Source organism: Lysinibacillus sp. NPDC048646, assembly GCF_050272295.1.
Lineage (GTDB): Bacteria > Bacillota > Bacilli > Bacillales_A > Planococcaceae > Lysinibacillus.
Window position 1 is genome coordinate 120,897 of record NZ_JBNNLZ010000007.1, and the last position, 14,584, is coordinate 135,480.

Here is a 14,584-nt window from a genome sequence, read left to right on the forward strand (position 1 = left end):
AATAATAACACCTTACGTTGAAAACAAACGGGTATTGAATACCAAGAAATCAGCGTAAGGTGTTTTTCTATGGATACAAAAGTGTATCCGAAATGCATCGACTTCATTCCCTGTTAGGAAGCAATATTCATTTGTTAATTTATAAATTACCAATAAAAAAACCCTTGATACACAAGGGTTTTAATACTGCTTCCAATCTAATGATTTCAGCGTATGGAGACGGTTGGTACTCAAATTTTTTTAATAATTTTTTCGAGTTAAAAAAATACTCCCTTAGATAAATAGGTCTATCTAAGGGAGTGAATACTGCCGTATTTTATTTAAGGTTGGTTTTTCTTACTTCAGATTCTGAACTTCATCAAGTTATTTTTAGTTTTCTTTATATATCTCAATCGAAATTAGCTGGTTTGCTTACTGGACCACTCACTTTATTTTTGTCTTCCTTAATCCCAAGAGCTTCATTAAGTTGTTTTATGGCTTTCTCTTTCGTTAGTGTACCTGCTTCTGCTTGGTTAAAAATGGATAGTACATCTTCTTTAGAAATCTCATCAAAGTTAGCTGGTTTGCTTACTGGACCACTCACTTTATTTTTGTCTTCTTTAATCCCAAGAGCTTCATTAAGTTGTTTTATGGCTTCCTCTTTTTTTAGTGTACCCGCTTCTGCTTGGTTAAAAATGGATAGTATTTCTTCTTTAGAAATCTCATCAAAGTTAGCTGGTTTGCTTACTGGTTTTTTATCTTCCTTAATCCCAAGAGCTTCATTAAGCTGTTTTATGGCTTCCTCTTTTTTTAGTGTACCTGCTTCCGATTGGTTAAAAATGGATATTACATCTTCTTTAGAAATCTCATCAAAGTTAGCTGGTTTGCTTACTGGACCACTCACTTTATTTTTGTCTTCCTTAATCCCAAGAGCTTCATTAAGTTGTTTTATGGCTTCCTCTTTCGTTAGTGTACCTGCTTCTGCTTGATTAAAAATGGCTTGTACCACTTCTTTAGAGATCTCTTCAAAGTTAACTGGTTTGCTGACTAGTTTTTTATCTTCCTTAGTCCCAAAAGCTTCATCAAGTTGTTTTATGGCTTCCTCTTTCGTTAGTGTACCCGCTTCTGCTTGGTTAAAAATGGATAGTACATCTTCTTTAGAAATCTCATCAAAGTTAACCGTTTTACTCACTTGCTCTACCACAAATTCACTACTTCCAATAATTTGGGTTGGGACTTCAGCAGCAAATGCAGACCCAAAAGTTGAAAGCGCAAATACAGCACCTAAAGTAGTAGCAGCCAATTTCTTTTTCTTTTTCATAGTTATTAATCTCCTTTTAAAGTGTTTTGTCTTACACTCTATATTGTATAGACATTATCTGTAGTTACTGTGAAGATTTTCTGGAGATTTTCTGGAGATTTTTTGGAGTATCCTTTTATACAGTAAACCATTGTAGATTAATTTGTGCTCAACCTTATATTCAGTTTTCTAGAATAAAAAAATCCCCCTAAGATAAACAAGTTTAATTTTTAACCTGTCGATATCAAAAGGAACAACTAAATGGTCTTCAGGCACCATTTGGTAATTGGCATTTCTAATTGATGTCATTCATTATGACTATTGTTCGTCATATCCATCACCTCAATCATTGATAAACGACACTCGTTGATTGGAGCGTAAGCGGCGAGTGTAGCTGACGGCATTCGCCTTTCGCTACAGAGCAAAGCTTTCTGCGGGAATCGCATGAGCTGAAGGCCCCGCAGGAGTGGAGCGACGAGGAGACTGAAGCCAGGCCCGCGAAAAGCGTCCGCCGCAGCGCAAAGCAACGGCTTCATATAGATACTTCTATCTTTAAAAGAAAAAAGACTGCAAACAAAATCCATTTTTGGATTTGTCTACAGTCTAAATCACCTTCGATAATACGAAGGTGATTCTTGCTTTTATTATTTCTCTAAAACAAAATTAGCAATCTCATCTAAAATCATTTCTTTACCAAGAGGGAAGTATCCTTTATTTACTGCATCATTGTTAATGATAAATACGTGGTTGTTCTTAACAGCGTTCATGTTTTTCCAAATTGTTTCTTCTTGGAATTCTTTTAAACGTTCAGAACCGTCACCTGTTGTAAATACGAATAGGTAATCTGGATTGTAGTCAATTAATGCTTCTTTTTGTACTTGTACTAATGGTTCATCCATTGGTGTACCTGGAACTGCTGGTAATTTTAAATCTTTAAATATTACGCTACCGTAGCCATAGTCACCGTATACACGGAATGCATTTGGATATGCAGCCATTTTCATGAATTTCGCATCACCAGTTTTAGCAACGATTTTATCGTGTAACTTGCTTGCTTTGTCATCATACTTTTTGAACCATTCTTCTGTTTCTTTTTCTTTATCGAAGATTTTACCTAATTCCTCAAACTTTGGACGCCATTGATCTAATGGAGTTTCTAACATAACAGTAGGTGCAATTTTAGATAATTGATCATAGATTTTTTCTTGACGATTATTTATAAGAATTAAATCTGGTTTTGCAGCAGCCACTGCTTCGATGTTAATATTGTCACCCCAAGCAGAGCCGACAGGTTTAACATCTTTCAATTTATCTGCAATATGTGGATCAATCTCTTCTTGAGACGTATTTGCAGTAATGATTGGTTTCATGCCAAAGATTAATAATTCTTCTGTTGAACCACTTAGGTCAGCAATTTTCTTTGGATTTGCAGGGATTTTAATTTCCCCTTTAGCATGCTCTACAGTACGCTCTTCAGCTTTTGCGTCTGCTTTTTCTTGTTCTTTGTTATCTGAAGAACAAGCTGCAAATAGTATAGATGTAACAACTAATACCATTGCTAGTAACGATAGTTTAAATTTCTTCATATTTTTGTTCCTCCCGGATAAATTTTATTGACCCATTTCATTCTAATGGGTGTTCAACATCTCTTGCTAAAATGAGAAGCTCAACACCCATTAGAATGCTCCCTCTCTATTTATTTAAGAGAGGAAGCTCCTCCCCTTATGCTTTTTTCTGTGATTGATTATGCATCATCATTAAATCGTAAGTTAAACAAATCGGCTTACTGTTTACAGGACATGAAACAATTAGTGCCTCGATTTCGAACACATTCCGAAGTGTCTGACTTGTCATTACTTCGTCCGGCGTTCCTTGGTGAATCAGTTTACCAGCTTTTAAAGCAACCATATGATCAGAAAAACGAGAGGCATGATTTAAATCATGAATGACCATAACGATTGTACGGCCTTCTTCCTGATTTAACTTCTTCAATAGCTTTAATATTTCTAACTGGTGAGCCATATCTAAGTAAGTTGTCGGCTCGTCTAACACAAGTAAGTCCGTTCCTTGAGCAAGTGCCATCGCTATCCATACTCGTTGACGTTGACCACCTGATAAAGCTTCTGCTGGACGCTTTGCAAACTCTGTCATCCCTGTCACTTCAAGTGCCCAATGAATATAGCGATAATCTTCTTCTTTCAGCGTGCCAAATCCATTTTGGTGTGGAAAACGACCATATGAAACAAGCTCAAAGACAGTAAGACCTGTCGGCAATTCTGCAGTCTGGGGTAAAATTGCCATTTTCTTAGCAATTTCTTTTGTTGACTGTTTCTCAATTGCTTTTCCATCCAGATAAACAGTCCCTCGTTTTGCCTTTAAAATACGAGAAGCTGCTTTTAACAAGGTAGATTTCCCACAACCATTTGGTCCAATAATCGTTGTAATCTTTCCTTCGGGGATCTCCACTGATAATCCATCTATAATTAGTCCTTCATTATAGCCAACGGATACCGAATCAACTGCTAAAGTTACCATCAAAAAAGACTCCTTTTATTTTGTTCTCATAAGTAAATAAATAAAATATGGTGCACCAATAATAGAAATAACGAAACCGACTGGTATTTCTGAAGTTGTTAGTACACTTCTTGAAATTAAATCTGCAAATAGTAATAGAAGAGTGCCGATTAATGCTGCTGTTGGCAACATAATTTGATGTTTCCCCCCAACAAGGCGTCTTGCCAGATGGGGTGCCATTAAACCGATAAATCCAATTCCACCAGCAACAGCTACCGATGCACCAGCCAAGCAAACGGCGATAAATAATAATTTACGTCTTTCCTTCTCCACGTTTACACCAAGGCCAACCGCGGCTGCATCTCCTAAATTCATTACATTCAATACATGCGCTTTGCGAAATGCAATTGGTAAAAATATGAGCATCCATGGAAGTGCACTTAATACAAATTTCCAATCTGTTCCCCATAAACTCCCTGCTAACCAAATGGTTGCAAAACGAAAATCATTAGAAGTCATTTTCATAGAGAAAATTAAACTGACAGCACCAAACCCTGCTGCAACAGCAATACCGACAAGAATTAAACGAGTTGATGAAACACCGTTTTTCCAAGCTAATGTATAAATAATAACCGCTGCCAATAAAGCACCAACTAAAGCAAAGAGCGGAAGAATGAATACTGATAGTAGCGTACCGGTCCCAACTTTTCCGAAGAAGAAGTAGACGAAAACAACAACCGTCAATCCAGCACCAGCATTAATACCGATAATTCCAGGGTCAGCAAGTGGATTTCGAGATAAACCTTGCATGATAGCCCCTGATATCGCTAGCGCTGAACCAACTAAAATAGCGATAACCATTCGAGGCATACGAAACTCAAATAAAATGACAGATTGCTCTTCGGAACCTAATCCGATTAACGATTTCAAGACATCTATTGGCGGTATTTTAAACGTTCCTGTATTTAAGCTAATTAGGAATATAAACACAATTAAGCAAACTAAAATGGCTATTACTGAAATATTCTTTTTTGTTAAGATACCTTGCCTCATATTTTCCCTCTCCCCTCTTTACGAGCTAAGTAAAGGAAGAATGGAACTCCAATTAAAGCTGTAATTGCACCAATGGGCGTTTCAAATGGAGGGTTGATAACGCGAGATAACATATCTGCACATTCGATTAACAACCCACCTAATACCGCTGAACATGGAATGACCCATCTATAATCAGATCCAACGAGAAAACGTGTCATATGTGGGATAACAAGACCAACAAATCCGACAGAACCTGCCATAGATACTGCTGAGCCTGTTAAAACAAGCACAAGTACGGTTCCAATAAATTTGATTAAGGTCGTATTTTGTCCAAGTCCAATTGCAATTTCTTCACCGAAACTTAAGATGGTAATGTATCTCGACACTAAAATTGCTATCACTAGACAAACTAATCCAATAGGTAGCAACATCTCAATACTTACCCATTTCACACCTGAAACGCCTCCTGCATTCCACATGCTCACTTCTTGAGCAAGATTGAAATAAAGTGCAATACTAGATGAGATGGCTCCAAGTAAGGCACTGATTGCTGCACCCGCTAACGCTAACTTAACGGGTGTTAGCCCCCCTGGTGAGGACGCACCCACACCATATACAATACTTGCACCAAATGCTGCACCCAAAAATGAAGCAATAACAAACATTATGTATGGGGAATTAGGGAAAAAAGCATAAGTAATAGCAATTCCAAATACCGCACCATCTGTAATCCCCATTAAAGATGGTGAAGCAAGAGGATTTCGTGTCATACCTTGCATAATTGCTCCGGATACTGCTAGAAACGCACCAGCGACTACTCCTCCAATTGCTCTGGGAATACGAAGTTCCCAAATGACACTATGATGTGTAAGTGAATCATCGAATTGAAAAACAGCTTGCCAGACAGTCTTTAAGCTAATATTCGCTGCCCCAAATGAAATAGACATTCCCATACTTAAAGCTAGTAAAATCGTACCTGCTATTAAAATAATAGAAGCAATAAGCGGTCTGCTCTTAATCTTTTTCATATTCGTTTCTTGTTGTTCCATGCTCCTTGCACTTGCTTCCATTCGTTAACCATCCTAACTAACAACATTTTAATAAAGTGAGATTCATTCTCAATTATCAATAAAAAAAAGAAGGCTCACACCTTAATTGATAATGATTATCATAATCACTTGCCCTATTCTACACACCACCCTAAAAGGTTGTCAACATTATTTTTTAAAATATATTAATTTTGTTGTTTTTTATATGCTTCAACTCGCCCAAAAGGCTTACATCAAGCGATTTTCAAAGAGAGAGTGTATGATGTTTAAATTATTCTAAAATACTAAATTCACCTAGAACTTTTATAGTTTTTTTATAAAAATAGATTTTGTAAACAAAAGAAAAATAGTTAAATTGAAAATATGAATAAAGCGGATTGATAATAATTATGCAAGCCTGCCTTCAAAATTTGCATACTTCAACCTTTTAGAAAAGCCTTGTCACAGGTTAATCGCTACACATAATACATAATTCCTTTGATGAAAAAGATATTGAAATAATTTATAAAAATGCAATGAATTGTTATGTCAAATGAAAGGATATGTATATCTACAGACAAACTTTAAAATTGAATAATTTGTTAATTTTTCTCTCATTTTACCATTCTGCTATAAATTAATGTTATACTATACTAGAATAATAATTTATGGAGGCGGTATTATGTATTACAGTAATGGTAATTATGAAGCTTTCGCACGTCCTAAAAAACCTGAGGGTGTTGATGAGAAATCAGCGTATCTTATTGGTTCGGGGCTAGCCTCACTTTCAGCTGCATGTTTTTTAATTCGTGATGGCCAAATGAAAGGAGAGAATATTCATATTCTCGAAGAGTTAGATATCTCAGGAGGTAGTCTTGATGGTATTCTAAATCCGACAAGGGGTTTTATTATTCGTGGTGGTCGAGAAATGGAAGATCATTTTGAATGCTTATGGGATTTATTTCGTTCAATCCCATCTTTAGAATTAGAAAATGCTTCTGTTTTAGATGAATTTTATTGGTTAAATAAAGAAGATCCTAATTATTCTAAATGTAGATTGATTGAAAAAAGAGGACAACGACTTGAAGATGATGGAAAATTTACTTTATCTGATAAATCATCTGAAGAAATGATTAAATTATTTTTTACGCCTGAAGAGAAATTAGAGGATATAAAAATTACGGATGTTTTCTCTGAAGAATTCTTTGAATCGAATTTTTGGCTATATTGGTCCACGATGTTTGCTTTTGAAAAATGGCATTCTGCAATGGAAATGCGTCGTTACATTGTGCGTTTTATTCATCATATTGGTGGATTACCCGATTTATCTGCGTTGAAATTTACAAAGTATAACCAATATGAATCTTTAGTACTTCCTATGATTAGCTATTTAGAAAAAAATAATGTTGATTTTCAGTACAATACTGTTGTAGAGAATGTTTTGATTGATAGAGTTGGAGACAAAAAGGTAGCTCAGACTTTGGTGTTGAGACACAATGGCGAGAAAAAAAATATAGAGCTCACAGAAAATGAACTGGTTTTTGTGACAAATGGAAGTATCACAGAGAGTACAACTTATGGTGATAATAATACACCAGCCCCTAAAACTTCTGATTTAGGTGGTAGTTGGTCTCTTTGGAAAAATATAGCTTCACAAGATGCTGAATTTGGTAGACCAGAAAAATTCTGTGATAATCTTCCGAAAGAAAGTTGGTTTGTTTCAGCAACACTCACTACATTGGATGCTCGCGTTGCTCCTTATATTGAAAAAATCAGCAAAAGAGATCCATATGCTGGGAAGGTAGTTACCGGTGGTATTGTATCTGCTAAAGATTCTAATTGGATGCTAAGCTATACGTTGAACCGACAACCTCATTTTAAAGATCAACCAAAAGATCAATTAGTAGTTTGGATTTATGGTTTACTATCTAATAAACCAGGTAATTTTATTAAAAAAAGTATCACTGAATGTAATGGTATCGAGATAGCACAAGAGTGGTTGTACCATATGGGCGTACCTGTAGATGAAATACCAGATTTAGCGCAGAATTCATGTAATACAATTCCATGTTATATGCCTTATATAACATCTTACTTCATGCCTAGAGCATTGGGAGATCGTCCTTTAGTTGTCCCTAATGGATCTGTTAACTTAGCCTTCATTGGGAATTTTAGTGAAACAGCAAGAGATACAGTATTCACAACTGAATATTCAGTAAGAACAGCGATGGAAGCTGTTTATCAATTATTAAATATTGATCGAGGCGTTCCAGAAGTATTTGCATCTGCTTTTGATATTCGTACTTTATTGGCTTCAACCTCTCGCTTACTGGACGGTAAAAAATTAACAGATATAGATGCTCCATTTTTCTTAAAACAAATAGGTAAATTAGGTATTCACAAAACGAAGGAAACAATTATCTATGATTTACTTAAAGAAAGTGAATTGATTTAACAAACTAACATCAAGTATATAATTTCTCATGAAATTTAGATAAAAAACGGCTTGTTGATTACTACAATAATCACAAGCCGTTTTTATTTATCAATTTTTATAAAGAATTTAATTACAACACCGTAGCTTCAGGCTCATAGGCAATCATTTCTTTAATGGTATTCCCTTCGCCCATAATAGCCACGGTTGGCTTATGGTCCTTCGCCTCTGCATTATCTACATAAACATAAGAAATGATAATCACGATGTCGCCCCGTTGTACAAGTCGTGCAGCCGCACCATTGACGCAAATCACTCCAGACCCACGTTCACCTGCAATTATATACGTTTCAAAGCGTGCACCATTGTTATTATTCACGATATGCACCTTTTCATTTGCTAGCATGCCAACTGCATCTAAAATATCTTCATCGATTGTAATGGAACCTACATAGTTCAAATCCGCTTCCGTCACAGTGGCACGGTGGATTTTGCTATTCATCATCATTCGTAACATATTATAATCCTTCTTTCATATTGAAAATACAGTTATCGATTAAACGGGTGTTACCGATGTACACAGCAGCCGCTAACAGTACCTGTTCGGTGTCTGCTGTCACTGGTATTAAATCGGGATACGCTAATAATTCAATATAATCGATGTTGCCATGCGTACGTGCAGCAATGTGATAGTTTGCTTTTGCTAGGGCACTACCCGCATCTCTGTTTGCTAAAAAGCTATCACGTGCCAATTGTAATGCTTCGTTAATCGCCGGAGCTTCTTGACGATCTTGCTCGCTTAAATAGACGTTGCGAGATGATTTTGCTAGACCATCCTCTTCGCGCACAATCGGCACGACACGCATCTCTAATGGAAAGTTATAATCACGTACCATTGTGGCGATAATTGCGACTTGCTGGGCATCCTTTTGTCCGAAATATGCACGAGTCGGCTGTACCAAATGGAATAATTTTGCGACGACTTGTAAAACACCGTCGAAATGGCCAGGTCGGCTAGCCCCACAAAGAATGGTCGCCTGTTCGCCTGCATGTAAGCGAATACCGCCGTCATGAGGGTACATTTCTTCTACGCTTGGTGCAAATACAATGTCCACCCCTACAGACGCTGCCAAAGCAGTGTCACGTGGCAAATCACGTGGATAGCTTTCAAAGTCTTCGTTCGGCCCAAACTGAGTCGGATTCACGAAAATACTCATGACTACCAAATCATCTTCCGCCCGTGCTGTTTTTGCTAATGTTAAGTGACCTTCATGTAAATAGCCCATCGTTGGCACTAGACCGATTGTTTTTTGTGCTTGTTTGGCAGCTTGGATTTCTGCTGTAAGCGCTGGGATAGTAGTGACGACTTTCATTTACTTAACGCCTCCATATAGCTGATCCAGTGCCTCTTCTTTCATCGTAAAGAAATGCTTAGGTGCTGGGAATGTCCCTGCTTTCACTGCGTCCACATAACCAGCAATTCCTCGACTTGCCTCACTGCCCATATCAGCAAACCGTTCCACAAATTTCGGCACATGATGTGAGCCATAGCTTAGCATGTCATGGAATACTAACACTTGCCCATCCGCTTCCACGCCAGCGCCAATCCCGATTGTTGGGATAATTAGACTCGCAGAGACCATTTCTGTCACCTGATGCGGAATACATTCTAATACAACCGCACAGGCGCCAGCCGCTTCACATTTTTTTGCATCCTCCAAGAGTTTTGCTGCTTGTTCAGCTGTTTTCCCTTGCACCTTATAGCCACCAAGTACCCCAGCAGATTGTGGTAGCAAGCCTAAATGAGCTACCACTGGAATCCCAGCAGCCGTCAGTTTCGCAATAACAGCTAGAACATCGCCTGCCCCTTCAACCTTCAGTGCATCTGCACCCGTTTCCTGCATCATGGACACAGCGGTTTTCAAGGCGTCATTGCAATCTCCATGATACGAACCAAACGGCATATCAACGACCACAAACGTATCCTTTGCCCCACGGCGTACAGCTTTTGCATGATGTACCATATCTGCCACTGTAACTGGCATCGTAGAATCATAGCCTAGCACGACCATTCCTAGAGAATCGCCTACTAGAATCATATCGACGTCCGCTTGCTCCGCAAATGTTGCAGCTGGATAATCATACGCCGTCAGCATAACGATTTTTTCACCTGCTGCTTTCATCTTCAAAAAATCTGATGTTGTTTTCATCATGTAGTCCTCCTTTTTAAGAGAAGAAAACAGAAAAACCCTTCTGTTCCTAAAAATGGGCAGAAGGGTAGTGTGCTCGTACTTAATCAATTACGCCTAAACGTAATTACTGTCTATGAACGCATCGTTTTCTTCCGTCCCTGTCTATGAAAAGATCAAGGCAGATATTTGTTGTAAAATTTGTCTTTCGTGTTTGAAGGTGCCGTTCACAAAAGGATACTGCCCTTCAGGACATACTATAACAGATAACCCTCGTTATCTTCAAATATAATTTTCTAACAATTATCCCCTTCTTCCGCTTAAATGTCCTAATAAAACAATATTAAACGGTAAGTGTATGATGCCCTTTTCTATTATTCCTCTTTCGATAGCGTTCAAAGATAGTAAAAATAAACAGCGCAAATATCAGTGTAAATACTCCAGACGCAACATTTGTATTCGGAATAAAAACATCCCACAATGAATTAATGAAGGCATGGAAAATAATACAGAGAAAAATACTTTTAGTGGATAAATAAATGACCGTCAGTAAAAAAGATAATGCCAATGCACTTAATGGTAACCACAGGAAGTTCATGTTCATTTGATTGGAACCAACCACAAACCATAAAGGCAAATGCCATATTGCCCAAATAACCCCCACAATAATTGTACTTGTGAATGACGACCATCGTTTTTGTAATGTAGGCTGCAAAAAGCCACGCCAGCCGATTTCTTCTAAACCACCTCCGATAATCATGATTGGCAGTTCAATCAATGCGAGATATAAAGGGTTCATCATAGATGCTCCACCCCACAGAGAATTGTCGGAACTTTACATCTTCATGTAGTAGACCCACCATCTCTTAGGAAAGCACCTAGAAGGATTCTGAATTTGAGAACTGAATTTTGCATAAATAAAAATCGTGACTGTGAAAAAAACACATCATATTCCTATTTCCAGCATTTTCACAGTAATTTTCTCGACCCTGTCATCCATAGCCGTCCCGTCAAACTTCGGAAGCTTCAATTCGCTTACGATTTTTCCATCGCGCATAAACAGTATACGTTCTGTCCTCGCTGCAACCTTTGCGTCGTGAGTTACCAGCATAACCGCAGTACCATCCGCGTTAATTTCGGAAAATATGTCCATAATGTCCTGCGCAGATTTTGAGTTGAGCGAACCTGTTGGCTCGTCGCCGAAGATAATTTTTGGGCTATTCATAAGCGCTCGGCATATCCCCGCACGCTGAAGCTGACCTCCCGAAACCTGTGTAATATCGCGTTTTTCAAGCTCTGCGATGCCTACCCTTTTTATAAGCGCTCTTGCCTTCTTCGAAACTTTTGCGGCGTTTTTGCTATTACCGCGCATTGACGGAAGAATGATGTTATCTAGGATATTCAAATTTTTCAACATAGTAGGTTGCTGAAAAACAAATCCCATTTTTGTTCTTCGTATATCTGAAAGTTCATTCTCCCCGATCGTCGATAAATCCATGCCGTCAAAAACGACCTTTCCGCTATTAACGCCATCCATTCCGCTTAGTGCAAACATCAGCGTCGATTTTCCTGAGCCCGAGGGTCCCATAACTGCAACGAACTCGCTCTCGGTTATTTCAACGGACATTCCGTCTAGAACATTGCGCTGCTCATCGCCCTCGCTGAAAGTTTTTACTATTTGGTCAGCAATAATAATTTTCTCCATATACCTACTCCTTTATATTTTCGGAAATTTTTATTTGTCCCGCGCTCGCTGTACCGATCATTGTTGCGATAAGTACCGCGCATATCATCAATAGCGGACTATACAGATACGCCGAAAACGGATTGACCGCAAACTTAAACGTCGACGCTCCAAACTTGGAGATAACCGCCCCCGCAAGTATCTCTCCGAGAGTGTTTGCTAGAACCGTGCCGAAAATAATGCCGACAATCAGTACAAATACTGAACGCGAAGCATACTGCGCTCTAACATCTGCATTCGTAAAACCTAAGGCTTTCACTACGGCAATGGAGTATCTATCCTTTGCAATAAGCATTTTCATAAACAACAGTGTAACCAGTACCGTTATAATGAGCGCGACGGCAATTGCGGCATTGGAGACCTTTCCGACGGAGCTTATTGTCGAGCCGAATGTCTGTGTAACAAATTCATCAATGCCTGAAACTTTTGCAAAATCGAATCTGTCCGTATATTCCGAAACCTTTTCGTCGATTAGCGTTTTATCGGAAAGCTCTGCGCAGATAATGCTCCCCATAATGTCTGCCGAATTATCGATGAAAACAGCCTTTGCAGTTTTACCTCCGTTGGTAATGTCGGAATAAATGCCGCTTATCGTTAGATTTTTCTCTTTCCCCTTACTCACTAGTGTAATGACATCGCCGACCTTTTTGTTCAGCTCATCGGCGTTCAAAGTCGAAAGTGCCATTTCGTTATCTGCGGAGGGTACTCTGCCCTCGGAATATTCTATTGGGAAAATCGAATGGTCGCCGAGTTCAATCTTTATGTTTTCCTTCGATCCGTCTTCCGTTTTTACTTTAAATGTTTTTGTTGTGAGGAGGGTAAACTTTGAAATGGTGCTGTCATTGTTCAACGTCTTTATTATTTCTGCGGCTTTTCCAGGGATATGGTCGGTCTGTTGAATATCAATGCGCATATCATAGTTTCCAACACCCATATATTGGATGAAACTTTTTGAGGAAATCGTGTTGTATAGGTTCTGCGGAACAATAATGATAAATGTTGAAATCACTAGCACCGTAAGCATTGTAGCGTAAAGACTTTTCCTTGTGAGGACATCTTTTATACCTAGAAAAATATTCGTGTGAAGTAGCTTATTTCTGCTCAGTCTAAAACGCTTTGCACCCACGTTTTTTTCCTGCGAAGTGCCAAAGCGTATGGCTTCCGCGACGGATATTTTCCGAAAGCGTTTCAGCACGCCACTTACATAGGCAATAATTGCAAGGAAGACAAGCAATATGCCAAGTATTCCGAAAAGCAAGGCAAAAGAAGAGTGTTCACTTTCACCCATATAAAGCCGTATATTTTCAAGAAGCATGCCTTTGAACAACATCGAAAGTACAAAACCGAAAATACTGCCTACTACAGCAATCGCTGCGTATTTCGCAAGATAAATCTTTTTTATGTCAGAAACACGTAGCCCTATTGCCTTCATAACGCCAATTTCACGGTAATCGTCTTCGATTTTCGCAAGGAGCGTAAAGCGTATGCACATAAATGCGATTGCAACGACAAGTGCGCTTACGAGAAGTATAACCGCAATCATCATCCCATCTGAAAGTGCGTTCATCGTTTTGAAAAGACCATATGTTACCGTTGGACCGTTCACTTCAAGTCCAGCAGAGACATAAGCAGTTTCAAATGCGCCGAGAGCCGACAGATCCTTTAACCTGAACTCAATCAGATACTCCATGCTTCCAAGGTTTCTTATTTGCGCGTAATCATTTTCACTGACAAGAAATCTCTTTGAGGCGGAGAGCGAGGAATTCATCTGCGAATCGCGGAGAAATCCCGCAACAGTAAATTTCTTCCCACTTATTACTGCCTCATCACCAACCTTTGTGGTGTTGTCCCTCATATAGCTTATTGGAACATAAAGCTCGCCGTCAGATACGTTTATGATGTTTCCGTCCAGATCAAGAAGATAATCGAATTTCTCACTCTGCATGCTGAAACCGTTATCTTGAACACTATTCGCAAGCGAGCGATCACCAAAAATAATCTGTGCACCGTCCATATTGAGAAATTCAATCACCTGAAAATCATCGACATTGTTATTGTGCTCCGAAAAAGATGTAAGCCGTGCACTATCAATTTCACCCGAATGCATCTGCATAAAATGCGGAGTTTTCGCCTGTTTCATAAGCGTATCTAGTGAGCCCGAGAGATTAACGACGAGTATCGCCGCGAGCGAAACAAGCATAGCAGAGGCAGCGACAAATATCATGGTTGTCAGTGTAATTGCTTTGCTCTTTAAAATGTCATTGCAGATTATTCTGTTATACATAAGTCACCCCTATTTTCAAGTTTCTTACCTGAATATACATTATCAATTTCGCCCTTCCTAACGCTGAAATAAGCTGT

The 14,584-nt window shown here is 38.6% G+C and carries 12 protein-coding genes; 1 reads left to right on the top strand and 11 read right to left on the bottom strand.

Annotated features, from left to right (window positions below):
* Window positions 1-388 precede the first annotated feature (388 nt).
* From ACQKII_RS10405 to ACQKII_RS10425, 5 genes are all read right to left on the bottom strand, one after another.
* Window positions 389-1,300, bottom strand: coding sequence for a hypothetical protein (locus ACQKII_RS10405; RefSeq protein WP_427458934.1), 912 nt, complete (start codon window positions 1,298-1,300; stop codon window positions 389-391).
* Window positions 1,301-1,923: 623 nt separating this feature from the next.
* On the bottom strand, window positions 1,924-2,865 hold the full coding sequence (locus ACQKII_RS10410) for an ABC transporter substrate-binding protein (protein WP_427458936.1): 942 nt from the start codon (window positions 2,863-2,865) through the stop codon (window positions 1,924-1,926).
* A gap of 136 nt (window positions 2,866-3,001) precedes the next feature.
* Entirely contained in the window at window positions 3,002-3,814 is an 813-nt protein-coding gene (locus ACQKII_RS10415; protein ID WP_427458938.1) for an ABC transporter ATP-binding protein, read from the bottom strand.
* A 15-nt stretch (window positions 3,815-3,829) separates the two neighbouring features.
* Window positions 3,830-4,846: a FecCD family ABC transporter permease gene (locus ACQKII_RS10420; RefSeq protein ID WP_427458940.1), complete on the bottom strand. Its 1,017-nt coding sequence runs from the start codon at window positions 4,844-4,846 to the stop codon at window positions 3,830-3,832.
* Window positions 4,843-5,898 carry a FecCD family ABC transporter permease gene (locus tag ACQKII_RS10425; protein ID WP_427458942.1) on the bottom strand — a complete coding sequence of 352 codons (1,056 nt, stop codon included), beginning with the start codon at window positions 5,896-5,898 and terminating at the stop codon, window positions 4,843-4,845. Before ACQKII_RS10425 ends, ACQKII_RS10420 begins: the two co-directional genes overlap by 4 nt.
* Before the next feature lie 640 nt (window positions 5,899-6,538).
* On the opposite strand from ACQKII_RS10425, the gene ACQKII_RS10430 reads away from it, so the two are divergent.
* Window positions 6,539-8,311 carry an oleate hydratase gene (locus ACQKII_RS10430; protein ID WP_427458944.1) on the top strand — a complete coding sequence of 591 codons (1,773 nt, stop codon included), beginning with the start codon at window positions 6,539-6,541 and terminating at the stop codon, window positions 8,309-8,311.
* Between the two features lie 112 nt (window positions 8,312-8,423).
* On the opposite strand, the gene panD is transcribed toward ACQKII_RS10430, so the two are convergent.
* From panD to ACQKII_RS10460, 6 genes are all read right to left on the bottom strand, one after another.
* Window positions 8,424-8,807 (bottom strand): aspartate 1-decarboxylase, encoded by a 384-nt coding sequence (gene panD / locus ACQKII_RS10435; RefSeq protein ID WP_143998039.1) that lies wholly within the window; start codon window positions 8,805-8,807, stop codon window positions 8,424-8,426.
* 1 nt (window position 8,808) lies between these two features.
* Window positions 8,809-9,663, bottom strand: coding sequence for a pantoate--beta-alanine ligase (gene panC / locus ACQKII_RS10440; RefSeq protein WP_427458946.1), 855 nt, complete (start codon window positions 9,661-9,663; stop codon window positions 8,809-8,811).
* Complete coding sequence (gene panB, locus ACQKII_RS10445) at window positions 9,664-10,500, bottom strand: 3-methyl-2-oxobutanoate hydroxymethyltransferase (protein ID WP_427459062.1); 837 nt, start codon at window positions 10,498-10,500, stop codon at window positions 9,664-9,666.
* A 322-nt stretch (window positions 10,501-10,822) separates the two neighbouring features.
* Window positions 10,823-11,281, bottom strand: a complete 459-nt coding sequence (locus ACQKII_RS10450; RefSeq protein WP_427458948.1) for a CPBP family intramembrane glutamic endopeptidase — start codon at window positions 11,279-11,281, stop codon at window positions 10,823-10,825.
* Window positions 11,282-11,425: 144 nt separating this feature from the next.
* Window positions 11,426-12,184 (bottom strand): ABC transporter ATP-binding protein, encoded by a 759-nt coding sequence (locus ACQKII_RS10455; protein WP_427458950.1) that lies wholly within the window; start codon window positions 12,182-12,184, stop codon window positions 11,426-11,428.
* A gap of 4 nt (window positions 12,185-12,188) precedes the next feature.
* On the bottom strand, window positions 12,189-14,507 hold the full coding sequence (locus ACQKII_RS10460; protein ID WP_427458952.1) for an ABC transporter permease: 2,319 nt from the start codon (window positions 14,505-14,507) through the stop codon (window positions 12,189-12,191).
* Between the last annotated feature and the right edge of the window lie 77 nt (window positions 14,508-14,584).

Coding starts and splice junctions, on each gene's coding strand:
- ACQKII_RS10405 (WP_427458934.1), bottom strand. CDS start 1,300: ATGAAAAAGAAAAAGAAATTGGCTGCTACTACTTTAGGTGCTGTATTT.
- ACQKII_RS10410 (WP_427458936.1), bottom strand. CDS start 2,865: ATGAAGAAATTTAAACTATCGTTACTAGCAATGGTATTAGTTGTTACA.
- ACQKII_RS10415 (WP_427458938.1), bottom strand. CDS start 3,814: ATGGTAACTTTAGCAGTTGATTCGGTATCCGTTGGCTATAATGAAGGA.
- ACQKII_RS10420 (WP_427458940.1), bottom strand. CDS start 4,846: ATGAGGCAAGGTATCTTAACAAAAAAGAATATTTCAGTAATAGCCATT.
- ACQKII_RS10425 (WP_427458942.1), bottom strand. CDS start 5,898: ATGGAAGCAAGTGCAAGGAGCATGGAACAACAAGAAACGAATATGAAA.
- ACQKII_RS10430 (WP_427458944.1), top strand. CDS start 6,539: ATGTATTACAGTAATGGTAATTATGAAGCTTTCGCACGTCCTAAAAAA.
- panD (WP_143998039.1), bottom strand. CDS start 8,807: ATGTTACGAATGATGATGAATAGCAAAATCCACCGTGCCACTGTGACG.
- panC (WP_427458946.1), bottom strand. CDS start 9,663: ATGAAAGTCGTCACTACTATCCCAGCGCTTACAGCAGAAATCCAAGCT.
- panB (WP_427459062.1), bottom strand. CDS start 10,500: ATGAAAACAACATCAGATTTTTTGAAGATGAAAGCAGCAGGTGAAAAA.
- ACQKII_RS10450 (WP_427458948.1), bottom strand. CDS start 11,281: ATGATGAACCCTTTATATCTCGCATTGATTGAACTGCCAATCATGATT.
- ACQKII_RS10455 (WP_427458950.1), bottom strand. CDS start 12,184: ATGGAGAAAATTATTATTGCTGACCAAATAGTAAAAACTTTCAGCGAG.
- ACQKII_RS10460 (WP_427458952.1), bottom strand. CDS start 14,507: ATGTATAACAGAATAATCTGCAATGACATTTTAAAGAGCAAAGCAATT.